Annotated in this window: 26 protein-coding genes; 14 read left to right on the top strand and 12 right to left on the bottom strand. The window is 43.9% G+C overall.

Annotated features, from left to right (window positions below; genetic code table 11):
* Window positions 1-80 precede the first annotated feature (80 nt).
* The 3 genes from AC3CHU_RS06970 to AC3CHU_RS06980 form a co-directional block, all read right to left on the bottom strand.
* Complete coding sequence (locus tag AC3CHU_RS06970; RefSeq protein WP_488525325.1) at window positions 81-1085, bottom strand: CobW family GTP-binding protein; 1005 nt, start codon at window positions 1083-1085, stop codon at window positions 81-83.
* A complete protein-coding gene (locus AC3CHU_RS06975; RefSeq protein ID WP_122056208.1) occupies window positions 1075-1635 on the bottom strand; it encodes an LbetaH domain-containing protein in 561 nt (186 codons plus the stop codon). The genes AC3CHU_RS06970 and AC3CHU_RS06975 overlap by 11 nt, the downstream gene beginning before the upstream one ends.
* Window positions 1636-1697: 62 nt before the next feature.
* A complete protein-coding gene (locus tag AC3CHU_RS06980; protein ID WP_479275411.1) occupies window positions 1698-2153 on the bottom strand; it encodes a Fur family transcriptional regulator in 456 nt (151 codons plus the stop codon).
* 653 nt (window positions 2154-2806) lie between these two features.
* Here AC3CHU_RS06980 and ihfA point away from each other — a divergent pair.
* The 8 genes from ihfA to AC3CHU_RS07020 all read left to right on the top strand — a co-directional run bounded on the left by ihfA (window position 2807) and on the right by AC3CHU_RS07020 (window position 8824).
* Window positions 2807-3103 (top strand): integration host factor subunit alpha, encoded by a 297-nt coding sequence (gene ihfA, locus AC3CHU_RS06985; RefSeq protein WP_004734853.1) that lies wholly within the window; start codon window positions 2807-2809, stop codon window positions 3101-3103.
* Window positions 3104-3556: 453 nt separating this feature from the next.
* A complete protein-coding gene (locus AC3CHU_RS06990; RefSeq protein WP_065205653.1) occupies window positions 3557-4048 on the top strand; it encodes a hypothetical protein in 492 nt (163 codons plus the stop codon).
* 39 nt (window positions 4049-4087) lie between these two features.
* A complete protein-coding gene (locus AC3CHU_RS06995) occupies window positions 4088-4753 on the top strand; it encodes a Rossmann-fold NAD(P)-binding domain-containing protein (RefSeq protein WP_488525326.1) in 666 nt (221 codons plus the stop codon).
* Window positions 4754-4904: 151 nt separating this feature from the next.
* The gene (locus AC3CHU_RS07000; RefSeq protein ID WP_488525327.1) at window positions 4905-5771 is read left to right on the top strand and encodes a DUF302 domain-containing protein; all 867 of its coding nucleotides are present in this window, start codon (window positions 4905-4907) and stop codon (window positions 5769-5771) included.
* A 440-nt stretch (window positions 5772-6211) separates the two neighbouring features.
* A complete protein-coding gene (locus AC3CHU_RS07005) occupies window positions 6212-6517 on the top strand; it encodes a c-type cytochrome (protein WP_488525328.1) in 306 nt (101 codons plus the stop codon).
* Window positions 6514-7740, top strand: coding sequence for a sulfite oxidase (locus AC3CHU_RS07010; protein WP_488525329.1), 1227 nt, complete (start codon window positions 6514-6516; stop codon window positions 7738-7740). The genes AC3CHU_RS07005 and AC3CHU_RS07010 overlap by 4 nt, the downstream gene beginning before the upstream one ends.
* Window positions 7740-8243 carry a cytochrome C gene (locus AC3CHU_RS07015; RefSeq protein ID WP_488525330.1) on the top strand — a complete coding sequence of 168 codons (504 nt, stop codon included), beginning with the start codon at window positions 7740-7742 and terminating at the stop codon, window positions 8241-8243. Before AC3CHU_RS07010 ends, AC3CHU_RS07015 begins: the two co-directional genes overlap by 1 nt.
* Window positions 8240-8824 (top strand): c-type cytochrome, encoded by a 585-nt coding sequence (locus AC3CHU_RS07020; protein WP_488525331.1) that lies wholly within the window; start codon window positions 8240-8242, stop codon window positions 8822-8824. Before AC3CHU_RS07015 ends, AC3CHU_RS07020 begins: the two co-directional genes overlap by 4 nt.
* Window positions 8825-8977: 153 nt before the next feature.
* Here the strand turns inward: AC3CHU_RS07020 and AC3CHU_RS07025 are convergent, their stop codons facing one another.
* On the bottom strand, window positions 8978-9754 hold the full coding sequence (locus tag AC3CHU_RS07025; RefSeq protein ID WP_017077978.1) for a RelA/SpoT domain-containing protein: 777 nt from the start codon (window positions 9752-9754) through the stop codon (window positions 8978-8980).
* A gap of 323 nt (window positions 9755-10077) precedes the next feature.
* On the opposite strand from AC3CHU_RS07025, the gene AC3CHU_RS07030 reads away from it, so the two are divergent.
* Window positions 10078-10731: a thiopurine S-methyltransferase gene (locus AC3CHU_RS07030; protein ID WP_017080641.1), complete on the top strand. Its 654-nt coding sequence runs from the start codon at window positions 10078-10080 to the stop codon at window positions 10729-10731.
* A 194-nt stretch (window positions 10732-10925) separates the two neighbouring features.
* Here the strand turns inward: AC3CHU_RS07030 and purT are convergent, their stop codons facing one another.
* The 5 genes from purT to sbcB form a co-directional block, all read right to left on the bottom strand.
* Window positions 10926-12101 (bottom strand): formate-dependent phosphoribosylglycinamide formyltransferase, encoded by a 1176-nt coding sequence (gene purT, locus AC3CHU_RS07035; RefSeq protein WP_237290566.1) that lies wholly within the window; start codon window positions 12099-12101, stop codon window positions 10926-10928.
* Window positions 12102-12268: 167 nt separating this feature from the next.
* Entirely contained in the window at window positions 12269-13156 is an 888-nt protein-coding gene (gene cdd / locus AC3CHU_RS07040) for a cytidine deaminase (RefSeq protein WP_017086319.1), read from the bottom strand.
* Between the two features lie 357 nt (window positions 13157-13513).
* On the bottom strand, window positions 13514-14191 hold the full coding sequence (locus tag AC3CHU_RS07045; protein WP_004734865.1) for an LrgB family protein: 678 nt from the start codon (window positions 14189-14191) through the stop codon (window positions 13514-13516).
* Window position 14192: 1 nt separating this feature from the next.
* Window positions 14193-14564, bottom strand: coding sequence for a CidA/LrgA family protein (locus AC3CHU_RS07050; protein ID WP_004734867.1), 372 nt, complete (start codon window positions 14562-14564; stop codon window positions 14193-14195).
* Window positions 14565-14589: 25 nt separating this feature from the next.
* The gene (sbcB, locus tag AC3CHU_RS07055) at window positions 14590-16014 is read right to left on the bottom strand and encodes an exodeoxyribonuclease I (protein WP_054546465.1); all 1425 of its coding nucleotides are present in this window, start codon (window positions 16012-16014) and stop codon (window positions 14590-14592) included.
* Between the two features lie 1025 nt (window positions 16015-17039).
* Here sbcB and AC3CHU_RS07060 point away from each other — a divergent pair.
* From AC3CHU_RS07060 to AC3CHU_RS07075, 4 genes are read left to right on the top strand one after another with little or no spacing between them, the layout of a single operon-like run.
* Window positions 17040-17474, top strand: coding sequence for a DUF4402 domain-containing protein (locus tag AC3CHU_RS07060; protein WP_004734871.1), 435 nt, complete (start codon window positions 17040-17042; stop codon window positions 17472-17474).
* Window positions 17475-17526: 52 nt separating this feature from the next.
* Window positions 17527-17964: a DUF4402 domain-containing protein gene (locus AC3CHU_RS07065; RefSeq protein WP_004734872.1), complete on the top strand. Its 438-nt coding sequence runs from the start codon at window positions 17527-17529 to the stop codon at window positions 17962-17964.
* Window positions 17961-18671 (top strand): fimbrial biogenesis chaperone, encoded by a 711-nt coding sequence (locus tag AC3CHU_RS07070; protein WP_488525332.1) that lies wholly within the window; start codon window positions 17961-17963, stop codon window positions 18669-18671. Before AC3CHU_RS07065 ends, AC3CHU_RS07070 begins: the two co-directional genes overlap by 4 nt.
* A 47-nt stretch (window positions 18672-18718) precedes the next feature.
* Entirely contained in the window at window positions 18719-21157 is a 2439-nt protein-coding gene (locus tag AC3CHU_RS07075) for a carboxypeptidase-like regulatory domain-containing protein (RefSeq protein WP_488525333.1), read from the top strand.
* Window positions 21158-21172: 15 nt separating this feature from the next.
* Here the strand turns inward: AC3CHU_RS07075 and AC3CHU_RS07080 are convergent, their stop codons facing one another.
* The gene (locus AC3CHU_RS07080; RefSeq protein WP_146454685.1) at window positions 21173-22021 is read right to left on the bottom strand and encodes a sterol desaturase family protein; all 849 of its coding nucleotides are present in this window, start codon (window positions 22019-22021) and stop codon (window positions 21173-21175) included.
* 87 nt (window positions 22022-22108) lie between these two features.
* Window positions 22109-23122 carry a DUF2804 domain-containing protein gene (locus AC3CHU_RS07085; RefSeq protein ID WP_488525334.1) on the bottom strand — a complete coding sequence of 338 codons (1014 nt, stop codon included), beginning with the start codon at window positions 23120-23122 and terminating at the stop codon, window positions 22109-22111.
* Window positions 23123-23291: 169 nt separating this feature from the next.
* Between AC3CHU_RS07085 and AC3CHU_RS07090 the strand changes: the two genes are divergently transcribed.
* Window positions 23292-24326 (top strand): AraC family transcriptional regulator, encoded by a 1035-nt coding sequence (locus AC3CHU_RS07090; protein WP_488525335.1) that lies wholly within the window; start codon window positions 23292-23294, stop codon window positions 24324-24326.
* 4 nt (window positions 24327-24330) lie between these two features.
* Here AC3CHU_RS07090 and AC3CHU_RS07095 read toward each other — a convergent pair whose 3' ends face one another.
* Complete coding sequence (locus AC3CHU_RS07095; RefSeq protein ID WP_488525474.1) at window positions 24331-25281, bottom strand: chromosome partitioning protein ParA; 951 nt, start codon at window positions 25279-25281, stop codon at window positions 24331-24333.
* Between the last annotated feature and the right edge of the window lie 26 nt (window positions 25282-25307).

A 25307-nucleotide genomic window follows, 5' to 3' on the forward strand; every position in this document is an offset into this window, starting at 1 on the left:
CAGCACTCTATTCACTTGCTCTCAATTAACTAGCTCTTAATTCAGAACTCTATTAACTAAACGATCAGGAAACTAGGCGATCAAGTCACCATACATTTGAGCAATTGGCACTCTAGGTCTTCATCTATTTGGTACCCGATCACTTCAATTCTGGTTTCGGCACACTCATCGAGCTCTGATTCCGTCAAACCATCTTCTGTTAAGTTGTAGCCGAAGATACCACTTGGGGTAATGAATACCGCTTTCATTCGCTCTGCTTTTAATCCAACTAAAAAGTGTCTCAAACGCTGGTGGTCAAACAGTTTCTCTGCTGAGAATCGCCAACCAACACTTTCAAAACCTTCACCTTGGTTGGTCGCTTTGATCATGCCGCTTTCTGGCATGGGTAGTTCTGAAGCGAGCGGCTTTTCTTGTTTATGGATGTGGTGGTGATGGTGCGCTTGTCGACTGAAAAAACTAGTGTCTCCTTCGAACTCTTCAAAAGGGATCTTTCCATGGTGAGCGAAGACCAACTTGGTATTCGGGTGACAAATCTCGGTGACGTAATCAGCCAGTGCTTCGGCGTCGCCATCTTGATATAAGTCGACCTTGTTACCAACCACCGTATCGGCAATGGTGATTTGCTGATTGAAGGTATCGTGATTTGAGTAGCGAGAATCAGAGAGCTTACGCGCATCGACTAAGGTGACGTTCTTCTGTAGTGACAGGACTTTACGGTAGTGCTCAGAAGACAAAACTTGCAGTACTTCTTTAGGATGCCCAAGCCCTGTTGGTTCGATCAATAGTCGGTCTGGTTTTGCTTCTGATAGCAATTGGTTGAGCGCGATTTGCATCGGTAAACCTGCCGCGCAACACATGCAACCACCGGGTACTTCACGAATGAACACTTGTTGTGTGGTCTGGTTACCTTGAATCAAGCTGCCATCAACGCCGATTTCTCCAAACTCATTCACTAACACAGCCCAGCGTTCATTTACTGGCTTGTTCTTCATTAAGTTGAGAATCGCAGAGGTTTTTCCTACTCCCAGGAATCCGGTAATAATGTTGGTTGGAATACTTAACATAGGTGACTTATCAGAGCTCATTGGCAATTCTCCTATAGCCTTGAACTAGGGTGTGGTTGGCTGAAACCACAGACTCTGAAAATGCAGAGTATTCGGGTGGCACTTTTGAGATGCTATTTAAATCAAACCCTGACCCTATATTGGTCATTGGTGGCACATGGAAGCTTTCCGGTAAATCGAGCCCATCTACTACACAGTTGTGGCGAATCACGCAACCTTTACCAATCACAGCATTAAATACCACCGAGTTGAAGCCAATAAAGACATCGTCACAGACTTCACAAGGCCCATGAATGATGGAGCGGTGAGCGATAGAAGAGCGTTCTCCGATGGTAACCGCTGCTCCTGCTTTAGAGTGAATAACCACACCATCTTGAATATTGGTGTCGCGCTTAATCACAATCGCTTCCATGTCACCTTTCTCGTTTATCTCGTCGGCACGAATGACGGCGTAGGGGCCGATAAACACGTTATCTTCAATGATGACTTTACCGCAGATGATGGCGGTCGGATCAATGAAGGCAGTTTCGGACACGTTTGGCATATGGCCGCTAGGGTTTCTTCTTAACATATTGAGCTCTTTTATTTTTTCGTAATGCCACTGGGTATACCACCATTGATGGCGCTGGGCATTTATGTATCGACGCATTTATCGCATACGCAGCTGATCTCTAACTGCGGGCTTATTACGGTGAAGCCTTCTTGCTTTGCGTGAGATTGAAGATCGCGAATAATGGAAGGGGCGATGGTTTGCTCGCTGATTTTGTCGCACTTAGAGCAAATCAAAAATTGCGGGATACCGTGTTCATGATCGCAAAGGATATGGTCGCAAAGTATGTACTTATTGGAGACTTTTAGTTTGTGCGCTAAGTGCTGCTCTTCGAGAAATTCTAACACCCGGTAAACCGACATCGCTTGAACGTGTTGATCAAAGTGTTCCTTACAATATTCAACGAGTTCATACGCAGACAGCGCTCTATCGGCATGAACCAGTGCACGCAGTATCAACAATCTCTTAGCGGTAAACTGTTTTCCGTTTGTTTTACAGCCTTGTTTTACGTGCTCGATGATCGCTTCGATGTCTCTCATTCAATCCACAAAATTAGTGATGATATAGATGTGTTATAACATAACATATAATCACAAGGAACGAACTTTTACTTAAAGAACCTCTTAGGTGGGATCTCTCTTTTCAGGCTTACTTTGTAGATGAATATTATCTGTTTATTGCCAGTCATTTTACATGTTGTGCCAAAGAAGCTTTTTTATGACGTTGTGATTGTCGGGTAAAACCCTAAATGCACACGTGTTGATATAGGCTAATTCGAATTAAATGCTGAAATGATACAAATCTCATATTTAATAACGCTTATTTAGTAACCTCTGTTGAGTTCGATATCAAATCAAGTGGCTGATTTTATTGGGTATCGGAGAAAAGTTTCAAAAATTATCATTTAGGCCTCTAAAGTATTAAATTCTATTTTCAGTCAATTAATAGGCATGTTGTTCTATTTGATGGTGGTTAAGTAGATGTTTTTTAGCCATATATGTGAATTTACAAGCGACTTATCTTTCTGATTTGAAAGAATAATTAAATAGTTGAGATAAAAAAGTTGGCGAAAATCAGAAGCTTGGCATACACTTTCCTTGTAAACGACCTTATCTCATTGATTGAATAGGGTAAATGCTTTGGCGCTACTGGCGATGGTAGCAATGTATAACATAGCTTTGAGGAAAGTTTTATGGCACTCACTAAAGCCGATTTGGCTGAGAACCTGTTTGAAACACTCGGATACAGCAAGCGGGATGCCAAGGAAACGGTTGAAGTGTTTTTCGAAGAAGTTCGTAAGGCACTTGAAAATGGCGAACAGGTAAAACTGTCTGGTTTTGGTAACTTTGATCTTCGTGAGAAAAACGAGCGACCTGGTCGTAACCCGAAAACTGGTGAAGACATTCCAATTTCTGCTCGACGTGTTGTTACTTTTAGACCGGGACAAAAACTAAAGGCCCGAGTCGAGAATATTAAAATCGAGAAGTAGCCAAGCAATAGACCACGCCTAGCGTGGTCTTTTTGTATCTATCCCAAGGAAAAACACCCATTCAATCTCTAACGGCTTTAAGCTTCCAAATTCCAAATTCCAAATTCCAAATTCCAAACCCAATCCTAGATTCACCATTCACCATCATTATGCCCATCTCTTAAGATTCGTTGATTTCACGGTTGGTTCTCTCAATCCCACAGTTTAAGACTGATGTATTTCCGATCCTGTAATAACTTTATCTGCACCATATACTTTTAAAGTTCACCCAATTGTCTAGTTTGCTTCTTATGCTTGTACTAGGAACTCAGTGTAAACAGATACAAAAAATACTAGACCGATCGGTTTGTTTTGTTTATTGTGTCAGCAGTACAGAGTGAAAGGGTGGCTGAAAATCAGAAAACTTCTGCACAGAGCCTTTCAAACAGGCAGTTCAAAGAGAGAATCGCATCTATGACACTAGCATTGGAAAGTTATCTATTCATTGGGTTTTCAATGGCGCTATTGAGTCTTTGGAAAACGTATTCAGGGCCTGCTCTGGCAGCACTCATGTCATATTCATACCCTGAAATGCTATTATTTAATCTACTTCCCGCATTACTGGCAGCTTATGTTGGGTGGAAGGTCGCGCCAGTTTATTCGAGCATTTTTAATCGCCACAAAACCGTTGCTTTTAAGCCCAAGCTGAGACGCTTTATGAAGCGATGGAATAAATACGGTCAACTCACGATGGCTGTTTTAGCCCCTGTTCTGGTGGGAATTCCAAGCTACACCTTTGTTTCGAAGCGGCTTAATCAAGATTGGAGAAAGACGTTCGCCATGCTGACGTTGTCGATCTTAGGTTGGAGTGGTTTGGCTTATGGCTGTTTCTTGTTACTCGATGTTGAGCAGTACATTGCCATCGAAAGCATCATACCTAACGCAATGCTTGAAGAAATTGAATAGTACACAGTAAGTGTTAATCGACTAAATGGTGAAACTAATATGAACAAATCAATAATTATTGCTGGTGCGAGTGGCCTAGTCGGTAAAGAAACGCTTGCTGCACTGCTTAAAAGTGATGAGGTAAATCGCGTTTATGCATTGTCTCGACATCGATTGGCTGTTGAAGGTTCTAAGTTGACTCAAGTGATTGACGAAGCGCTGTCATTCTCTCCAGACGTCACAATGGATCAACCGCCTGAGATTGGCATCATTGCTTTGGGTAGCACGATTAAGAAAGCTGGCACGAAAGAAAAACTGCGCGAAATTGATGTCAATTTAGTCACAGCTACCGCTGAGAAAATGCAGCAGCTTGGCGTAGGTCACATCATTGTTGTGTCATGCCTTGGAGCGGATATTAACGCTCGTTCCCATTACCTTCGTTGCAAAGGTGAAATGGAAGCAAAGGTCGAATCTCTGGGTTTTGAACAAACGACTTTTTTACATCCCGGGCCTTTAGCGGGCGACCGTGATGAGAAAAGAACGGATGAAAAATTTCTGCAAGGTTTATTGAAAATTGTTAAGCCGCTAATGATCGGCAATCTAAGTAAATATGTCCCGATTGAGTCGTCTGTTATTGCTCAAAGCATTTTGACGATATCGATGATGCCCCATTCCAATCAGGTTGAAAGATTGAACTCGGTTGCGATGAATCAGCTCATTTCTTAGCGTGAATCAGCGTTCACTCTACTGATACTGATACTGATACTGATACTGATACTGATACTGATACTGATACTGATACTGATACTGATACTGTATAGGTATAGGTATAGGCATAGCTTTGTTGGGCATGTGATTAAAAATTAAGAGGTTATCAATGAAAAATCGTTCTTTAATGATGTTGCTGGCGTTACCTTTGATGGGATGTGAGTCAACAGTTGATCCCATTGCTTATGTCTCTGAGCTACAAGCCGTCGATCAGAATGCTTTGACCGTCGAAGCTAATGCCCAAGGGCAAAATTTAGATCATGTGCTGACTATCGACCATTCTCGTTTAGCGGAACAAGCAGGAGAGTATTTGGCTCCAAGTCGTGTGGATTTCTACACCAATGACGCTCTTAATACCGCATTACTAAAACTCAACCCAGAAGTAGGACTCGATCTGCCTTTTCGAGTTTTAAACTGCATGGAAGGCGGGATTCAAAAGACGGTCTACACAGACGCGGAGTTTATTCAAAAAAGACATGGGATCACAGATGAAACCACGCTTACACAATACCAACTGCAGGTTGAGCAGCTTGTTCGTGGGCTAGACAACGCTTCTGCGGTTAATAGTGACACCTTAGAGCAAGGGTATGGCATTGAAGCGCTTGAATCTGATTATGACTTTGAGACGACCTTAAAGAATATTAAGCGAGATGTTCTTGAACAAGATGACACGGTTTGGTTTATGAATTGGGACTACAAGGCTCGGGCCGAATCGATTGGACAATCGATTCCTAAAGCAACTTTGTTGGTGTTTGGAGGGCCAGCTCCTGGCGCGACCGCGATGACTGATTTTCCTAGCATTGGTTTAGATGCTTTTGGTCAAAAGGTTCTTGTTATCGAGCAAGAAGGCAAGGTTATTGTGCTCTATAACGACATTGTCGATATGTCGGAACTGCATTACGGCGATAACGCAATATCTCACAAGATCATTAACTTTCGATTAAGCAAAACCCTTGGCGGAGCAGTATCGAAGTAGGGGGTGTTTTTACTAGAAGCGCTATTTGTTTGCTAAGCGGTTTCAGTAAGTCTGTATATCTATATCCATAGTTTACCAATTACCAATTACCAATTACCATCGCATGAGCTCTGTTTACGCCCGTCAAGCAGAGCTCTTATGTCTAGTTATTCTCCACAGTCGATCAATACCTGCCATTTCAGCTCAGTCATACAACTTTGTTCCCAGCACCTTATCTTGTCTCCATACATCGACGCCCGTCTTCATTTATTACCCGTACATTTAAAATGGACAGCTAGGCAGTATGTATTCAACGCACCTTATTTGTTTTTTAAATCCGTTCAGTGAAATTGAACAGAGGTTAAATCTAATTGAATTTAAATCTCCCGAATGATTTGCTGTAATGCGCTCAATAAACAGCCAGTTAATCTATTTTATTGATCTAAATCTAAGGAGAAGCTTTGCGTAAGTCCGCTTTAGCTTTGATGTTACTCTTTTTATCGACTGTCGCTTCGGCAGCGGAGTACCAGCAACTCGCCAATATGTGCATTGCTTGTCATGGCAGTAACAACGACACCTCGTTTCCCTCTATCCCTAACCTTAAGTGGCAAAACCAAGTCTACCTTACTGAGCAACTGACTGACTTTAAAAGTGGTAAGCGTGAGGACAAAACGATGCCCAAAGTCGCACAGCTATTGTCAGAAGAAGACATCAAGAAGCTAGCCAATTACTTTTACCAACTGAATAACACAGGGTCACCGCAATGAGTTTAGATAGAAGACAGTTCCTTAAAGCCGCGCTTTCAGCAACCGCAGTATCTGCATTGCCGGTGTCGTGGGTATTTGCCGCGAATCGACCTGAAGGTTTAGTTGCACTGGACATCAATGCATTAACGTGGGCAAAAGCAGAAGATCTACCGGATTACTACACCGTTTTAAATACCAACCCTTTGAATGCGTATCCGCCAGAAAGTATGCTTGCGCCAGCCGTGACTCCTGCTGATGTTCCCTTTGTTCGTTGGAATGGCTTGATGCCAGATTTTACGGAGATGGACCCAGATACTTGGACCTTCGAGGTGAAAGGTGAATCGGTAAAGCAAAGCAAAACCTATACGATCGCAGAGTTGAAATCTAAGTTTAAACATCACACACAAAGCCTTGTGTTGGAGTGTGGTGGTAACAGCCGTAATAACTTCTATCCAAGCACTAAAGGCAATCAATGGAGCAATGCTGGCGTCTATTGTTCACAGTGGACAGGTGTGTTGCTGAGTGATGTGCTTAAAGACTGTGGAATTAAAGATGATGCGGTTTACGTCGGTAACCATGGCTTTGATAAACACTTGAGTGGTAAAGGTGAGGCGATTTCACGTGGCGTTCCCATTGCAGCTGCGATGAACGATAACGCGTTAATCGCATGGGAAATGAATGGCGAGCCGATCCCTTATCTTCATGGTTACCCGCTACGAACGGTATTTGGCGGCCGACCGGCTTCTGTTTCTCAGAAATGCACGACTGGCATCAGTATTCGAAATAAGATCCATGATGGGCACAAGATGGCGGCTCCTGCTTATCAAGTGCCTAAGAACCCAATCGCTCCGGGTGAGAAAGTGGATAACAAAGATTTCCGAATCATTGAAGAGATGATCGTTAAATCGTTAATTACTTCGCCAAAGAGTGGCACTGAGTTTACGTTAGGTAAGAAGGTCAAAGTCAGTGGTCATGCTTGGGCTGGCTTGAGAACCGTTGAGAAGCTTCAAGTGAGTTACGATTACGGTACTACTTGGCATGATGCGAAGCTGAACAAGCCAGTAAATAAGGGCGCGTGGCAACAGTGGGAAGCTGATTTAGACCTTCCTACGATTGGTTATTACGAGATCTGGGCAAAGGCAACCGACAGTGAAGGCGATAGCCAGCCAGTCGTACAACCGCAATGGAACCCTAAAGGTTATCTGTTCAATGGTTGTCACCGTATTGCTGTAAGAGTGTCGTGATGCCGTCTATTTCCAATAAGCCTAATTATGGCCGTTCGAAACAAGTCAATTTGATTGATGGCCTCTCATTTCATGCAGACTCAACTCCTGTCAGCAAGCTCGGTTACCGTAAAGGCATAATGAGAGCGGCATTGGTGTGCAGCTTGTTAACGTCGATGCTTGTTCATGCTGAAGACATTCCTGAGAACCCAAAAGAGTACTATGGCGTAGATAAAGCGTCGGGGCTGATCATGGCACCCGGTTGGGAGACCGTGAAAGGGCAATGTAACGCCTGCCATACCAGCTTAATCGTTGCCCAGAACAGCGGTAACCGAGAGCAATGGCGTGAAACCATTCAATGGATGGTCGACACTCAAGGGCTGTGGGATCTATCTGATACTTGGGATCCGGTATTGGATTACCTCAGTACTTACTATCAAGACAAAGGCATCGATATGAACAAGTATCGTCGTAAGCCTATTGATAGCGCCTTGATGCCACCTATGCCGCGAGACATCCTATGATCATCAATCGATTAAAGCGGGCCTCTCTTACGAATGGAATTGTTGCGAATGGAGCTGTTGTTATTAGAGCTGTAGTTAATAGAGCTGTTGTTAATAGAGCTATTGCGATAGCCGCTGCAGCAGTAGTTTTGTCGCTGTCTGCGTGTACTGATGAAAAGCCGAGCACTGAAGATAAAGTTGCCTCGCGAGTCGAATCATTGGGCATGGAGTCAGAACCAGCGCCGAAGCTTAAAGCGGAAGCTAAAACTGAGGTTGAAACTCTTGTCGATAGCAAGGTAATCACTGAGGATTACATTCCGAGCTTAGTTGCAGGTGAAAAGTTGGTTCAGAATCTATGTAGTCAGTGTCATGGTGACAAGATCATTCCCTTCGTACAATCTTATCCAAACATCAAAGGTCAGAAAGCAGGGTATATTCTTAAGCAGCTGCGCAATTTTAAAAGCGATGAGCGCCAAGATTTGTACATGCAGTCGGTGGTGAAACACCTTTCGGATGAAGACTTACAAGATGCGGCGGCGTTTTATAGCACGTTGAAGCCATTGGATTTATACAATCGCACTAAAGAGTATTATCACCAATAGGTGAGGCTTTCTGGGAAGTTGGTTAAGTAGGTTTTTACGAGATTCGATAGGTAAAACAGTAGATAGCGATAGGTAAAAAAGTAAATAAAACAAAGGGCTGCGATTATGCGGCCCTTTGTCGTTGTTGTTTGTGATAAGCGTTTATGCCAGTGGTTAAGCCGCTTTGATGTGCGTGGTAATGTATGGTTGCCATGCTTGTTGATAAAGCTCTAAAGATTGGCGTCTTAGGCTATTAATTTGTGCCGCTTCAATGTCATTGATTGGGCGTTGTTCTGCAATTGCGTGACGCTCAATGCCTTGGATGATTTCGTAGAGCTCGTGCTCAGGGCCACTTTTCACATCAGCAATCGCTTTTAAGTGAAGTTGAACCTCTGCAATGATGTTGGTCTTTGGCAAACGAACCAACAAGTTAAGGTCACGGTAACCAGAGTCGGCTGGTGATTTAAACTTGTTTTTCAGCTTAACAACGTCTGCTTCACGGCTTAGCGCTTCGTAAACTTCAACCAAGCTCTCTACATCGTTCGCGATGATAGTTGCACGGGCTAAGTCGGTAATTTTTGTCACATCACCATCAAGCTCAAGGGCGATTTTTTCTTCTGCACGAGCTTGAGATTTAACGCCAGCAAATAGCGCTTCAGAATTGGTGAGTAGGGCAGTACTTTTACAGATAGTTTCTAGTTCAGCTTGGCCTTGATGTGCTTTGCTGTACAGAATATCGAAGTCGGTGTAAGGCTGAGTCGGGCGTGAGTCGAAGGCTTTGATGCCGTAAAGGCCACTCAAACTATGACGGAATACGTTTGATGAAACTTGGTTTTGCGCAGGAGTGCGCGTTTGATCAGTCGAACTTGTTGAAACAGGTGCTGCTGCGAATGCAGGCGCTCGGCTCAATACCAATAGCATTAGGGCCGTCGTACGGAGAAATACACTCATTCAAACTCCAAAATACAAGGTTACAAAAACGGGTAGTCAAAAGGGGTAACCAGTAACGCATAAGAGTAAAAACAGCTTAACTAAACTCACTACATATTAAATGGGGCTAGCTAAGACAGAAACCAACTCTAACGTTTAATATTGCTTTAAAATGTGAAGATATAGACAAATAATCCAACCGTTAGTTCCGCAATTATCAGAACTTTGAACTTAGCCAGTTTCTGATTTTATCGAAACCAATGTGGTACTTTAAACCAAGCTAAGGTTGCTCTTACCTCTCTATACTGTACCCTTGCATTATGACTGTTTAACATGAACGAAAGATGAATAATCCTGAATTTTGGCACAATAAATGGGCAGCCAACCAAATTGGTTTCCACCTCGAAGATGTAAACCCACTTCTGATTAAATTTTGGGAAAAGACTGAGCCTAGCTACGAGAAGAGTGTGTTTGTTCCACTTTGTGGCAAAAGTGAAGATCTGATTTGGCTAGCTTCAAAGCATGAAGATGTCCAAGGTGTCGAGTTAAGCCAGATAGCGGTTCGCGCATTTTTTGCAGAGCACCTTTACACCCCGACTGTGACTCAAATCAGTGGTCAGCACGAGCTGTATCAATTCGATGAACTGAACATCTACACGGGCGATTACTTCTCAGCGCCAATCCAGCCTGTCGATACCATTTATGATCGCGCGTCTTTAGTCGCATTGCCTGAAGAGATGCGAGTACAGTATGTAGAGCGTTTGAAACAACGACTGAAACCGGGTGGTAAGATCCTTCTAGTGACTCTGGATTACGACCAAAGCGAGATGGCAGGGCCTCCGTTTAGCGTCCCTAAACTAGAGATTGATCAGTTGTTCGCGGGATACAAAATCACATTGTTGAATCAAGATATTGCAGACGATGAACATCCGAAGATTGCCAAAAAAGGCTTGTCTCGATTTAGTGAAGAAGTGTACTTGATTGAGTCAGACGCTTAAGCGCAGTGAACTCTCTAGCGAAAAAACCGCTTCAATAAAAAAGATAACACCAACAAAAAGACGGGCTCGATAGCCCGTCTTTTTTATTGTTCAGATTTGAAGTCGTGATTGTTCAGATGCGAGAACGTAATGGTTCAGATCTGAGTTAGTCGTTACCAATTAGTAGTCATTAGCTAGAAAATGGTAATTAACAGCTAGTAAATCACTTTTACTTTAGACGCGCTCTCAATTGCATCTTCAATCGCTGTCTCAGTGCTGTTGCGACGAGTAAGTGCCACACCTAGACGACGGCGACCATCGATATCAGGCTTACCAAACAAGCGAACTTGCGTCTGTGGTGCGTCTAGCGCCTCTGTAAGACCTTCAAAACGAATGTTGGTTGAAGTGCCTTGACCAAGGATAACCGCTGATGCACACGGGCCGTATTGCGTGATGGATTTGATCGGCATACCAGTAAAGGCGCGTACGTGCAGTGCGAATTCCGATGAGTCTTGAGACATAAGAGTCACTAAGCCAGTATCGTGTGGGCGAGGGGATACTTCGTTGAAGATAACGTGATCGCCTTTAACAAACAGCTCTACGCCGAAGATACCGTGACCACCTAGTGCATTAACCACTTGTTCAGCGGTGTATTGCGCGGTTTTAAGTGCATTGTCTGACATGACTTGTGGCTGCCATGACTCACGGTAATCACCATCTTCTTGGCGGTGACCGATAGGCGCACAGAAATGAACGCCATCAACAGCGCGAACGGTTAGAAGCGTAATTTCGTAATCAAAGTCGATGAAGCCTTCAACGATTACGCGACCCGCGCCAGTACGACCGCCTTCTTGTGCGTAGTCCCAAGACTTTTGAATGTCTTCTTCTGTTTTGATAACGCTTTGGCCTTTACCTGAAGAGCTCATTACTGGCTTAACAACACAAGGCATGCCCACGAATTCAACAGCGGCAGCGAAGTCTTCAAAGGTGTCTGCAAAGCGGTAAGGAGAAGTGCTCAGCTTTAGCTCTTCTGCAGCTAGGCGACGGATACCTTCGCGGTTCATCGTTAGCTTCGTCGCATTTGCAGTGGGAACGACATTTAAGCCTTGCGCTTCCAGCTCTACCAACTTGCTAGTGGCAATAGCTTCAATTTCAGGAACCACATAATCTGGTTTTTCAAGTTCAATGACTGCTTGCAGTGCATTGCCGTCTAACATGTCTAATACATGACTACGATGTGCAACTTGCATTGCGGGTGCGTCTGCGTAACGGTCACATGCAATAACTTCCAAGCCTAAACGTTGGCACTCGATAGCAACTTCTTTGCCGAGTTCACCTGAACCTAATAGAAGTACACGAGTAGCATTTTCACGAGTAGCAGTACCAAACATAGAAATTCCTTCCGATCTTTTGAGCGATTGATTGAAAACGGGGTGATCATACTTATTTCAATGATAAAAGCAAACGTTTGCGCAAGTTGTTGCGTTAATTACAGGTATAAAAAAAGCAGCCTCGTTAAATAGAGCTGCTTATTTAAAATTTTGTTAATTAGATGTACTTAGATTGCTAAGTAAGTCACTGGAATGTCGGGATTAATCGCTTCTAATGTAGATTGCGTATCCGCTAGGTGACTGATGCTACCTTCGGCAATTTCAACCAACGCTGCACTTTCAATCTGTTCAAAATCGAAGCCAGCCAGTTTAAGTTGAATCAACGCCACTTGTAGAGGAGGTAAGCTCGGGTTGAACGCTGCATTTTCAGCGTAAGCACCGGTGAAAACCTCACCCGACGTCAATTGCAGTGAAACACCACTTAGGTTTTTGGTGTAAGGAGCATGGCTGCGGTTTAGTGCTGCTAGCGCTTCTACAACAATAGGCGTTGTTTCTTCAGTCGTGTGCTTATGATCAAGCTTAGTCATTAGGCCAGTCGTCACACCTAAGTCAGCAGGGCCGAATGAGTCTGGCAGGTATTCTTGCAGAGACATTTCATCACGTTGTGGAAGCTGAACCTTAAGCTCTTTCGCTGTGGTCAGTTCGTTCATGAATTGACGACAGTGACCACAGGGACTGAAGTTGATGGTGATATCTGAGATACCTTGCTCGCCTTTCATCCAAGCGTGGCTGATTGCAGATTGCTCAGCGTGTACTGTTTGGCCAAGTTGAGCACCAGCGATTTCAAGGTTTGCACCAAAATACAGAGTGCCAGACAAACCACGCACGATTGCACCAACATAAAAGTCAGATAACGGAGCGTAAGAATAGGCTGCGGCAAAAGGAAGTAGCGCAATACGTAGCTCGTCATCCGCTAAACCACTTGCTTGCAGTAGGCTAGCAAATTGTTCTGGAGACAATGTCGCGTCAAAGTTGTCTGCTAATACGATGTCACTCAAAAGTGCTTTGATTGCTGTTGGAGCACTTTCCAGCGCCAGGGTAATACGACTGTTCATGTTGAATCCTTAATTGACCTTAGGCTTTAATTCTATGCAATGCTCAGGAATTTTCTGTGACTTTGATCACTACTGCGTTGTTGTTGTTACATTGGTTTGCATAATTAGAGTGAGGTCACAGATGAAATCGATTGCAAGAGTAAAAACTACCATTGATATCGCACTTATTGCTTGAAATTGAGTTCGGTTTGTCACGTATTGATGAATAAATGAGAGAAAAAAGCCCAAGCTACCACTGAAATAATCAGGTTATGCTTGGGCTTATTGATATCTGTAACGCTTAAAAGTCGCGAACCAGTGAGTTTAGCTATTTACCAACTCATCGATTAGAGCGCGTATAAACTGTAATCAAAGTGGTTAAGAATAGAACCAAACCACGAGCGAAAATATACTCGGTGCAATGATTGAGGTGATAACCCCACAAAGAACCAATGCCAACGAACTGAATGCAGCATCTTCCTGATTCTTTTCAGCACAGGTCGCAGTACCTAAAGCGTGAGACACGGTACCCATGGTTAAACCACGCGCGATAGGGCTCTTAATGCCAATGAGATTGTAGATTGGGTAAGCAAAAATTGCCCCAAACAGACCAACAATCAATACCAGTATTGCCGCAATTGCTGCTTCACCACCTAAATGGCTCGACACTTCCATAGCAATTGGCGTGGTGACTGACTTACCTAATAAACTCGCAATCAAAGTTAAGTCCGCTTTAAAAGCCACTGCGATTAATGCTGTCGTTGTCATCGACATCACACTACCTAGCGTGCAAGCAAAGGTGATGATGCGCCAGTTGGCTCTGATTTGAGGTAGCTGTTCGTAAAGCGGATAAGCAAGGGCAACAACCGCAGGCTGCAGCATGTAGGTAATCCAGGTGTTGTCTGCATAGTAAGTCTCAAACGGTACTTTGAAGAACGTGAGTATCGGAATGATGATACCAATGCTGATCAGCAGGGGATTACACAGCGGTGAGTTTACTTTTTGACTTACCCAGCGAGCAAACAGGAATACCACGATGGTGAGTAGAATCCACATATCAGTTACCTCTCGAAAGCAAGCGGTCTAAAAACCATGATAAGGACACCAACACCAGCAACGTGCCACCAACGGCGCTCGCCATAATTGGCAATGCGTTCGCGATGAGCATGTCGAAGTGATCCATCAACCCAACACTGATCGGAACAAACAGTAAGATCATTAGGCGGATAATCAAGCTTGCACCGGGTTGTACCCAGTGCGAAGGAACAATACCAATCACCATGGCGGCAAACAGAATCAACATGCCAAAAATACTGCCTGGGATTGAGGTATCCAAAAAGTGCTGTAACGCGTTACCTGCTGTAAGTGCACCTATGATTAAGGTGAAGGAGATTAAGCAGTAAACCAGCTGGATCAATCTTTCTTTCAAAGTGTTACGTCTCTTGATAATGGAATTAGCTAGCTAACTTTTCTACGTATTGATAAACCGACTTCAAGATAGCCATTTTCTTCTCGTCGCTTTCATGTTCATGCGCGAGGTTTTCAAGGTTGAGCATGTACTCTTCTAAACGGCTCTCATAAAACTCACGACAATGGTTCGCCCATTTCAATTGCTCAGCTTCGTCGAGCGTCCATGGGAAATGACGAGCACGGTAACGGAACAGTAACGGTTTAATACGTTCATCACCGAAGGTGATGTCTAAAGCTGCCAAGTTATTTGGGTCAGTTTCGCGAATGATGTTCATCGCTGTTTTATCAGCAGGTGAAAAGAAACCGTCGTAAAGGTGTGTATCAACATCATCACTCTTTTCGTACTCTCGTTCTTGTGAGTACAGGCCGATCAGTTTTTCGCGGATCTCTGGGTGTTCGCGCAGCAGTGCCAAGTTCTTCAAGCATTGTTGACGATCGATACCGATGGTTTCGGCATTTTCAGCCGTCAGCGTTTTGGCTGGAGCAAGAATAGGGCACTTGTTCAGTTGAACCAATTTAATTGGTACGGGTAGCTCGTCTTCACCCAGTTCACTGCGTTTGGTGTAGAGTCTGTCTCTGAGTTCATCAGCGTCCAGTTCTAACAGTGGGCTTGGATCTTTGGCTAAATCAACCACGATAACGGCATTTTGATTGGTTGGGTGCCAAGCCATAGGCACAATCCAACTTGTGTAGTTGCAGTCACGGCCAAACATGCCCGAAACGTGCATCAATGGTGTCATGTTTACAATATCAACCAGGTCATTCAGCTTACGCTTATGACGCATGTTGTAAAGGTAATCGAACATCTTAGGTTGTGCAGCTTTCAGCTTCTTCGCTAACTCGATGGTCGCAATAACATCGGCCATCGCATCGTGCGCGTTCTCATGTTCAATGCCGTTTGCCACAGATAGGTGTTCTAGTTTGAAGCTTGGATAACCTTCTTCGTTCTCTGGCCAAACAATGCCTTCAGGACGCAGTGCGTGAACAGCGCGCATTACATCTAATAGATCCCAACGTGAGTTGCCGTTCTGCCAGCTCCACGCATATGGGTCGATGAAGTTTCGGTAGCAGGTGTAACGCGTTACCTCGTCATCGAATCGAATACTGTTGTAGCCAAGGCTTGTGGTATTTGGTTTCGCCAACTCAGCATGGATCTTAGCGATAAACTCTGGTTCAGGAAGACCTTGTGAAGCCGCTTTTTGTGGTGTGATACGGGTGATCAGTGCAGCTTCAGGCGCAGGGAGATAATCAGCGGGAGGTTGGCAATAGATAACCAGAGGCTCTCCAATAACATTGAAATCTTGATCGGTACGAACACCCGCAAACTGACTCGGACGGTCTTTTGCTGGGCTAACGCCCCACGTTTCGTAATCGAAAAAGAAGTAGGTCGGCTGATTATCTGAACTCATTGAATTTCCTGAACAGCAAGCGCGGAACGTTTACTGTGGCTGAAGGTTAGTTTTGTTCAGTATCTGATAGTATGCGGTACGCGTGCAACCCAGATCACAAATAAATTGCCGGAAAACGGTGCTTTACTATTCAATCGAGTCGGTGGGGAAGGTTTTGAATCCAATTGTGGCTTTTCTATGGTCACAATTCTGCCTGTGTACCTCTGTTTTCCCTATCTTTTCACCTTAGCTGTTGTAAGGCGATGAGTCGGGTTTGAGGTTTACCGCGAATGAGTTTGTTTGTCTTTTACTCTAAAGCTGTGTGATTAGAAACATCTCGTTGTTTTTTGACTGGTGGCTAATCGGCTGTACCTGTAGCTAATCCGCTGTGCTTGTGTCTAAACCGCAGCGCAGATGTCTAATCCGTAGCACAGATGTTTAAACTGCTTCACTTGCCTGTCTTGGCTCTGTCCAATCAAGGTGTTTTTCGCAATACAATCCTCTTAGATTTAATTAATTTTTCGGTATTTATGATTGTCGGAGTTAATTTTACTGGAGTGTTATTTTTGTCTCATTTTTAATACTTTCTATAATCCGTGTTTGAATTGGATATAAAGAAAGCTCTAATATTTCATTTTCATTACAGTTTATTTTAATTGTCAGTATGTTTCATTTTTGAGACTGCATTGCAACACGGTGATCTATATAGTAGTTAACCTGAATATAATAAGGGTTTATTCTTGTCCTTTATTTTAGGGTTACTTTAATTAAGGTCTTTTTATAGAAATAATTACGTACAAAAATAAAGGAGTTAAGTGTAAAACCAGTTTTATATATAATTGGTGAAAATGAACCAATACCATTATTATTGTTAGTGTTATTTATATCAATTTGCGTGATCTTATTCTCACTGCGCCTCATTTCTTTATAAATAAGTGTCAATATATATATTTTCTAAATAGGATTGTTGTTACTTAATTGTTAACTTTGATTGACTATTAGGTAACCCTAATAATAAAGCCGATTTTATATAAAGGATTAAAGAAATGAACAAAGTCTTTAAGGTTGTTGCTGTATCTGCACTTTCTATCTCTTCAGCGAACGTTTTCGCTGTGAGTGACACTTTTGATGCAACACTAGAAGTAAAACAAGCGATTACAATGACAAAAACAAGTGATCTTGACTTCGGTATCATCACTTCAGACAACACAACGGACGTTGTTATCGCTCAAGGTGATGCTGGAGCTGCGGCATTTACTCTTTCTGGAGAATCTGGTGATGCAGTAACAGTAAGTATTTCTGATACTAACTTGGTTAACGGCGTAAATACTATTGCAGCTGAATTCGACTTTAATAACGCTATTACTCTTACCGGTGGTACTGCGGCTCTTAATATTGGTGGTACTGCACGTACTTCAAGTGCGACATTAGTTGCTGGTACATATACTGCTAACGTTGCAGTAGATGTTACTTACCAGTAATTAAATGAAACCAGTGTAATATTGTGGCTGCTATAAAGCAGCCGCTTTTACTATGAGTGTTCTATTCAAATACGCGATTTATATTGGCCTGATGATTTACTCCAGCCCTTTTCATGCGCTAGAAATTATTCCTGAGAATATGGAAGTGAAATTTCCGGGCATGTATATCTCTGGGTCGGGCCAGAATGCCGATTCAAACCCATCCAATAGTCAGGTTTATGTGGTTCGTTTTTATGTTGAAGGTGAGCCTGGTAAAAAAATCGTGGTTTCTCTCCCTTCCAAGCAATATCTAAACCATTCTCGTAAATCCAAACGCCTGCGTATTAGAAAGTTCTATTTTGGTTGTGGCTTATCCAAGCGAGGTCGAGCCAAAATCAAAGGGAATGGAAGAAGCAAATTATTGTGTATTGGTGCCAAAGTGAAAATCGGCGCTAATCACCCAGCAGGCCTTTACACCAGTACAATCCCTTTTGAGGTTAATTATAAATGAAGTTGTTTATCTCATGTGTTCTCGGCTTAATCTTCACAACACAAGCCTATGCTCAGTTACTCATCGCACCGACTCGTTTTGTGCTGGACGCCGACACTTCGGTGACTGAAAAAATCGTCGTCGAAAACAATTCAGATCAACCGATTCGCTTGGAGATAAAACCGATTTATCGCCCGGTAAAGGCGAATGGCTTAGTTCGAACTGACGCTAATATCGCGCAATCAGAAGATATCGCGAGTTGGATTAAAGTGTCACCACCAATAATTCGTGAACTTAAACCCAATCAAAGACGCACGGTTCGCTTACGTATGAATGCTTTACCTGCTGACATGGCTGATGGTGAATATCGTGCTTACTTGTGGTTTTCCCCAATAGCAAAAGCTGCAGAGCTATCAGACATTGCGTTGTCTTCGAGCAAAACCAACAGTGATGGTTCAGCCTTTCAACTGAACTTTCACATCAACAGTTATGTGCCTGTTTATGTTCAGAAAGGTGAGCAGGTGCAAGATGTTAAGTTTGCGTGTGACAACCAAAGCATCAAGATTCGCAACGATGGTAACTTTCAATTTACTGCGAAATTGAATGTTGATGAGCATAGCGAAAAAGTGGTGCTACTTCGTAATGCTGAATTAACCAAGCCTTTTCCTAAAGGCTCAAAGATCTCACTGGTTCAGAACGAACAGCCTCTGTACGAATGTGTTCTGTAGTGCTCGTTTCATTGTCGCTGACTCTGTAAAAGCCAGTGTTCAATTGCATGGTTTGGCGACTTTTGTTGCTCGCTTCACTGTTTCCTTTTGGTGCGTATTCGCAATCTAAAGCAGAAAGTGAGGCGAGTGAACTCTATCCAGCCCATGTTGAAGTTCGAGTCGGGAAAGTGGGGGATAGCTTTTATCGTGTCATGATGGATGACTACGAAGAACCCTTCATTTCGATATCCAATGCTGCTTTTTATCTGCTCGAAATGAATGGTCAGTGTGATGAAAGCGGATATTGCGAATTGTATTTGCCTCAAGATGTGGGAAGAGAATCTCCTCCGTACATTTTAGATACCGAACAAGCCATTTGTTATCGCGATGACAACAATATCCAGTCGATCAAATATCAAGTCATCGACTCAGAAACTTACATTCACTGGTACAGCTTACAAGTTTGTATCCCGGCAAAAGTGCGTTGGGATATTGATGATTATCGGCTCACCGTTACTCCAGAATTCAGTTCATTGACTGAACTGGAAGCCGCTATTTCTAAGATGAAAAATGAATCACGTAAGAAGGCCGAGGATCTCAAGCGAGCTGAAAGCACGCCAGCTTTCGAACCTGTTGCCGCTGTGGGTTTGGCGACTCGGTTAGCGACTTCGGTTTATCACGACAGTGAAACTGGCGGTGATGTTTACGCAATCTCAGACACCATATTAAGCACTGAACACTCTTTGTCTCGCTTGTCGATTGATTCACGAGAAGATAACCCCATCGTTTATTACAACATTGCGGTAGAAGCTCATGACGGTGAAGGCTCTTTGGAAGTCGGCCATGTGTTATTAGATGGCAGCGTATTTACCGTGAATCAAACCCTCGAAGATGGGCTCTATTACACCAACCGAAAGCGACAGACAGAGTTCGGCAACCTTCAACTCGAACGAACTACTCAACCTAATATCAGCATCGATGTTTTAGTCAATGGCATTTATCAAACCACTTATCGCTCTGATGAGTTTGGACGCTTCGTGGTTGAAGAAGATAACATTTCCCCAGGTGACACCATCAAGTTTCGCTACTACTTATCGAAAGGTGTCTGGCAGGAAGAAGAGATCACCGTTGCCGGTTTAGAAGATGAATTTCTGCCAAGCAACGAGTGGGGTGTGCAAGTGGTGGGCAATGAAGGTGCAGACCGAGCTGGCGCTGTGTCGCTCGAATATGGGCTTGCCGATTACTTCACTGTGGGTAGTGCCTTTATGAGGCAAAATGGCAAAGACTTGATTGGCGTTCAAGGACGATACTTACCGGCGCATTGGTTCGCGGGTCATATCGGTTGGTTACCTGAGTTCAATCGCTTTCCAATGGAGTTTGATATCTTGATCAACGGCGATCAGTCGGCATCGATAGAGCTCAATAAAACCGATGAATTGGACTTAGAGTCGATGAAGTACGATGTGTTCAAATACAACCTGTCGCTTGCCAATCTAACGGCCTTTTTAACAGTAAGGGATGATGAAGATGAGTTGAGCGTTGAACCCAAGTTGAACTCGAAAGTGGCTCGTAATCTGTTTGTCTCATACGCCGGTGACTATCGATACACCAAAGCTTCTCATCAAGAAGACTATCTACACACGATTGGCTTGGCCAAAAGCGGTTTCTCAGATACGTCGTGGAATATTTCTGGAACCGTTGATGGCTCTGGTCATCATGAACGAACGGAGCTGTCTCTGAGAAATGCGTGCAAAGAGTGCCTGTTAGATCCGTTGGAGGTTTTTCAAGAGCTCACGACGAACGTATCGGCTCGCTATCAAAAGCAGGAGGTTTCGTTTTCCGCCTCTTTAGAAGCTCGAGTGAACCCTTATTTACTCTTTAAGCTAGAAGGAACCGAAGACCGATACGGTGTCGAGATGACGACAGAATTCGGTGCTAAAACTTACTTTGATGAAAGCATTGGTGAGTTTGTTGAGTGGAATCGATACAACCATTCTAAGCTGACGGGTGTTGTCTACGATCACCACAAACAACCCATACTAGGCGTAAGCCTACAAATCTTGGACCAACGAGCGGTCAGTGATGCAAAAGGCCGATTTGAATTCTCAAGTGTTCCGGCTCGAGATAATCTACCTATCTATATCGATGAAGGGGCACTCGACCTTAACCTCACGCCGATTCAAAACCCTGTGTTTGTAAACACTAAGCAAGTCGGGTTAACTCATGCTCACATCGAAATGGTGGTGTCATTTGGCGTCGATGGCACAGTGGAAGGCGATCTAGAAAACAGTGCTTATCTGCACTTTAAACATATCCAGAAAGGCACCGAGTATTCGAGCGAGATTGAGAGCGATGGCTTTTACATGGTAGAGGGGCTCATCGCGGGCAAATACATTGTGACTTTAGAAATGGGCGACAAGCGATACGTGCAAGGTGCCGACTTGGACGGCGATTTCTGGGTAAGCGACCTCACATTCAACCTCATTGATTTTCATAAGGTGTACTAAATCCGATCGTTTTGATTAGTCTGAAGGAGGCGACAGTATCAATCGTACTTTCTGTTTCATGGTTAACTCTCGGTTCCTCAAATCTTTGAATATGGCCTTCCATTCTTGAAAGGTGACCACTATCGGGTTAAAACTGTTTACTGGCTTGGTGACGCCGTAACGTACGGTTTCAACTTCCGGTTCGAACGTACCAAACAACTTATCCCAAATGATCAAAACACCAGCGTAGTTTTTATCGATGTATTGCGGGTTTTTGCCGTGATGCACACGGTGGTGTGATGGGGTGTTAAAGATGTATTCAAGTGGTCCCAAGCTTCGTATCCATTGTGTATGGACAAAGAATTGCAAACCAAGGTTGAGAAGCACCACAAAGATGACCCATTTAGGGTCGAAGCCTATGATGACGAGCGGTACCCAAAATAACCACATGCCTGCGAATGGGTACATCAAACTCTGACGGAAAGCCGTACTGAAGTTCATCTGTTCTGAACTGTGGTGCGCGACGTGCGCGGCCCACATCCAGCGAATACGATGGCTTGCTCTATGGAACCAATAATAGAAAAAATCTTGTAACACCATCAATACAACAAAACTCAGCACTCCCATGTCGATGTCCATTAAGTGCCAACCGAACATCCAAAGATACAGCTGCACGACCAATAACCCGGTGAGTAAATCGGAGAGTTGATGCATTCCCGCAAGCGTGAAGTTACACATCACCTCTGAAAGTTTATAGCTGGAGTTATCTGGTAGTCGACCTTGTTTCTGACCGATAAAATACTCAGCCAACATGCACACCACGAACAAGGGCGCTAATACCAACAGTAGCAATTCTGGGTGATTGATTAATGCGTCGATATTCATGTTTTATCCTTGTTGAGAAGCCATACGCGTTCTTAATACTAAATTTGCTTAGACTTGATCGTTTGTGATTCAGTAAGCAGAATTTCGCTACCAACGTGCAAAGTGATCTTCTGTTAGACCAAGAGCGCCATTGAGTTTATGTGTTACTCCATTGTTGTCTTCAATCGAGCCAGAAAAGTGACCAATGAACTGACGAAAGTTACTCTTTAACAGCCATAAATTGAGCTTTTCGCTGCGGTTATTAAGGGGCATAAAGGCCAGGTTTATACGTCCATCTTGTGATGTTATCTGCCAAGGCAAGTTCGTGTCTTGGCGACTGAACGTAAACTGTACCGGGTTAAGCAAGTGTCTGGTTCCATTGACCCATAACACGTTTTCGCAGCCTCCGGTTTCATTCACGCCCGCCGCGAGGTTTAGGCCAATATCTGTGCCATTGGATTGCGTGTTGATGCTTGCCCAGCGCCAACTAGTTTCACGTCTCATGTAGCCCGCTGAAAAGTCATAACCGGCACGAGCTTGTTCGAGAACGAGTGATTCTCCCTTGATTTGGATTTCACCGCTGATGCGCAAAGCATTGTGCTTTTGGGTGTAAGTCCAACCTGAATACCCCGTTGGGCTGCACATCGCCATGGGCAAGCTTTCGGCTTCAGGCTTTAAAGCGATATCGGCCTTGATGAGTTTGGTATTCAAGTGAACTTGCCATTGTCCGTCTTCGATGTCGAAAGTCATACTTTGGCTTGCAATGCTTGTCTTTCCTTTAAATGGTGAAGGTGTTACTTGTTTATCAACACCCAGTGGTCGTAACCATGAACACTCTTCTAGTTTGTTACTCTCGATATCGTACACATAACAAAACGCAGAACCTAAGTAGCGAATATCCGCGATAGCGGCACCAATAATGTGCGTGCCGGTGACGATGCTGACAAATTGAAATTGCTTGTAGTGAAAGTGCTTCTGCCAAGGACCTGCTTTTGAATCCATCGAGTTTCGGTAGTCAAAGTTCTCGATGTTCAGTTGTTTTGGGATGCCATCGAAATGTCCAATGATCGGCTGACCATTAGAATCAATCAAACTGTGTGGGGCAGGGTTCGTTTTTATCATTGCGATGGTTCACATAAATTTAACAATTAAAGCCATTGTGCGATGAGTAGCGTAGAATTGGGAGGTCATATTCGGACAAGAGCGCGTTACCAATCACGATTTTGTCAGCAGTGTTGTTGAAGCTGAGTAATCATGTTTATGGGAATGGGCTCGATATAAGGAGAGACGATTGGAGATTATCGCGGAGTATAAGCCAACCGGACATCGGCATCAGTTGGGCACATTAGATATCGCGTTGCTGTTGAATACCTTAGAGCAACGAGGTAGCGATATTGAAAGGTTACTCATGGATGTGGGTTTAGAAACCAAGGATTGGCGAGACCCGAATGGAAAGCTGACTTACGCTGATAAACTTGCGTTGTTTAGCGCGGCTAATCAGAGTTTTCCTCACGATGGTCTAGGTCTTTGGTTGGGAGAGCATGCAAGTCTGAGCCACTTTGGTGTTTTGGGTTATGCGCTATCAACCAGTCAAAATGTCGGGGAGGCCATCAAGTCGGGCTTCAAGTACTTGCGCCTGAATGGTCCTATCTTCTCGGTTAAATTGTTTCTAGATTCCGAGCAAGCGGTGATTCAGATTGAGAACACCTTGGAAGTGGGAGAACTGCTTCCTTTCTGCAGTGAGTATTTCTTGAGTTCAATTGTCTCTTTGTTCAAAGAACTGACTGGTTATGATTTAGCTATTAACACTCTGGCTTTTCCTTATGCTCGTCCCAATTGCGCCAAGCTTTATGACAGCCGCTTCCAGTGCCCGGTGATTTTTGAACAAAACCATTGTGAACTGCGTTTTGATGCTTCTGTTTTGTCACAAACCTTATTGACTCATGATGCCGCGACACTGAAGCGCTATCTCGCGTCTTGCCAGTCGATAGTGGAAACGTTGGACTCGGAACATTTGTTGACTAACCAGATCAAAACGATCTTTTATCAAACTGCAGGTAGCTTCCCGAATATTGAACAACTCGCAGAAGAGTTTGGTTGTAGCTCTCGTACGCTCAGGAGAGAGCTAGTGACCAATGACTCCAGCTATCAATTATTGCTTACCGAAGTTCGAGTGGAACTGGCCAAAGAGCTGTTACTCGGCACAACCATGAGCATTGATGACATCGGTGAAAGGCTCGGTTATAGCGATCCTGCAAACTTCAGAAGGGCGTTTAAAGGGTGGCTCAATAAAACGCCTGCGCAGTTCCGTAACGGTTTAAGTTAAAGCGTTACTTGCTAAAAAACTGCTCCCTGAAATCGGATACTTGCTGCTGATAGTAACTGTCCCAATCTTGTTGAGTCCAAGTGGCATAACTTGAGGAACGCTGAGAGCCTAAGGTCGCTTTGAGCTGATCCAGTTGCTCGTGGTAAGTCATCACTGTTTGTTGCTGTTGCGCGACTTGTTGTTCTCGTGCGGCAATGTTATTGGCCTCAGTTTCATCTAAGTAGGTCTCTTGAAGGTCCGCTTTGACTGATACTATCTCAGCAGGGCTATAGCTGCTGGGTATCAAAGAGACTGCCAATTCATATTTTTGAAGCTGTGTTTCGGCGTTTAACGTGTCCGTATTGTTTTGCCATTCACTAAGCAAACCTTGATAGTTGGCCAAAAACTGGCTCGCTTCGTTTTCTTTAAGGGTGTTTGCGTCGAGCGTAAAATCTAGATGCGCAAACTGGTCTGCGAATAGCTGGTGGGCCAACTCGCCCCATACTTGCTGTGCAGACTGCTTGAATAAGGCAACACGATCTTCAAGAGTCTCTATGGATTCAAGTGGGATGGTACTTTGGGCTAATTGCCAGTCGACTGATAGCTGCGGATAGTCGCTCAGTAACTCAAACCATATACTCGGCAATTCTGATTTCAATCGTGCGAGTTGCTCTGCGCAGTCATCGCGTTGTTGGCAAAGCGCCCAGAACCCATCGAGTTCATCGAATAGAGCTTTACCTTCAAGTTCGCTTAAGTTTTCAACATGCGTTTCTCCGCCCGATGATTCTGCTTCGGCTTGTTTGTTCTGCGATGCTGCATTTTCCGAACTGACGGTTGCCGTTGGTGTGGAATTATCATCTTCAGTTGTCGTAGAAACATGCGGCTTAGCTTCTGTGTGTTGAGCAGAAGATAGCGGTGTTTCGTTCGTTTTTGAGGACCACGAATAGCCAATAATGCTCGCCGTTAAGACGAGCATTAGGATTAATATAACTCGATGCATTA

The organism is Vibrio sp. QJM3NY_39 (assembly GCF_057785895.1).

Coding starts and splice junctions, on each gene's coding strand:
- AC3CHU_RS06970 (WP_488525325.1), bottom strand. CDS start 1,085: ATGAGCTCTGATAAGTCACCTATGTTAAGTATTCCAACCAACATTATT.
- AC3CHU_RS06975 (WP_122056208.1), bottom strand. CDS start 1,635: ATGTTAAGAAGAAACCCTAGCGGCCATATGCCAAACGTGTCCGAAACT.
- AC3CHU_RS06980 (WP_479275411.1), bottom strand. CDS start 2,153: ATGAGAGACATCGAAGCGATCATCGAGCACGTAAAACAAGGCTGTAAA.
- ihfA (WP_004734853.1), top strand. CDS start 2,807: ATGGCACTCACTAAAGCCGATTTGGCTGAGAACCTGTTTGAAACACTC.
- AC3CHU_RS06990 (WP_065205653.1), top strand. CDS start 3,557: ATGACACTAGCATTGGAAAGTTATCTATTCATTGGGTTTTCAATGGCG.
- AC3CHU_RS06995 (WP_488525326.1), top strand. CDS start 4,088: ATGAACAAATCAATAATTATTGCTGGTGCGAGTGGCCTAGTCGGTAAA.
- AC3CHU_RS07000 (WP_488525327.1), top strand. CDS start 4,905: ATGAAAAATCGTTCTTTAATGATGTTGCTGGCGTTACCTTTGATGGGA.
- AC3CHU_RS07010 (WP_488525329.1), top strand. CDS start 6,514: ATGAGTTTAGATAGAAGACAGTTCCTTAAAGCCGCGCTTTCAGCAACC.
- AC3CHU_RS07015 (WP_488525330.1), top strand. CDS start 7,740: ATGCCGTCTATTTCCAATAAGCCTAATTATGGCCGTTCGAAACAAGTC.
- AC3CHU_RS07020 (WP_488525331.1), top strand. CDS start 8,240: ATGATCATCAATCGATTAAAGCGGGCCTCTCTTACGAATGGAATTGTT.
- AC3CHU_RS07025 (WP_017077978.1), bottom strand. CDS start 9,754: ATGAGTGTATTTCTCCGTACGACGGCCCTAATGCTATTGGTATTGAGC.
- AC3CHU_RS07030 (WP_017080641.1), top strand. CDS start 10,078: ATGAATAATCCTGAATTTTGGCACAATAAATGGGCAGCCAACCAAATT.
- purT (WP_237290566.1), bottom strand. CDS start 12,101: ATGTTTGGTACTGCTACTCGTGAAAATGCTACTCGTGTACTTCTATTA.
- cdd (WP_017086319.1), bottom strand. CDS start 13,156: ATGAACAGTCGTATTACCCTGGCGCTGGAAAGTGCTCCAACAGCAATC.
- AC3CHU_RS07045 (WP_004734865.1), bottom strand. CDS start 14,191: ATGTGGATTCTACTCACCATCGTGGTATTCCTGTTTGCTCGCTGGGTA.
- sbcB (WP_054546465.1), bottom strand. CDS start 16,014: ATGAGTTCAGATAATCAGCCGACCTACTTCTTTTTCGATTACGAAACG.
- AC3CHU_RS07060 (WP_004734871.1), top strand. CDS start 17,040: ATGAACAAAGTCTTTAAGGTTGTTGCTGTATCTGCACTTTCTATCTCT.
- AC3CHU_RS07065 (WP_004734872.1), top strand. CDS start 17,527: ATGAGTGTTCTATTCAAATACGCGATTTATATTGGCCTGATGATTTAC.
- AC3CHU_RS07070 (WP_488525332.1), top strand. CDS start 17,961: ATGAAGTTGTTTATCTCATGTGTTCTCGGCTTAATCTTCACAACACAA.
- AC3CHU_RS07075 (WP_488525333.1), top strand. CDS start 18,719: ATGGTTTGGCGACTTTTGTTGCTCGCTTCACTGTTTCCTTTTGGTGCG.
- AC3CHU_RS07080 (WP_146454685.1), bottom strand. CDS start 22,021: ATGAATATCGACGCATTAATCAATCACCCAGAATTGCTACTGTTGGTA.
- AC3CHU_RS07085 (WP_488525334.1), bottom strand. CDS start 23,122: ATGATAAAAACGAACCCTGCCCCACACAGTTTGATTGATTCTAATGGT.
- AC3CHU_RS07095 (WP_488525474.1), bottom strand. CDS start 25,281: ATGCTCGTCTTAACGGCGAGCATTATTGGCTATTCGTGGTCCTCAAAA.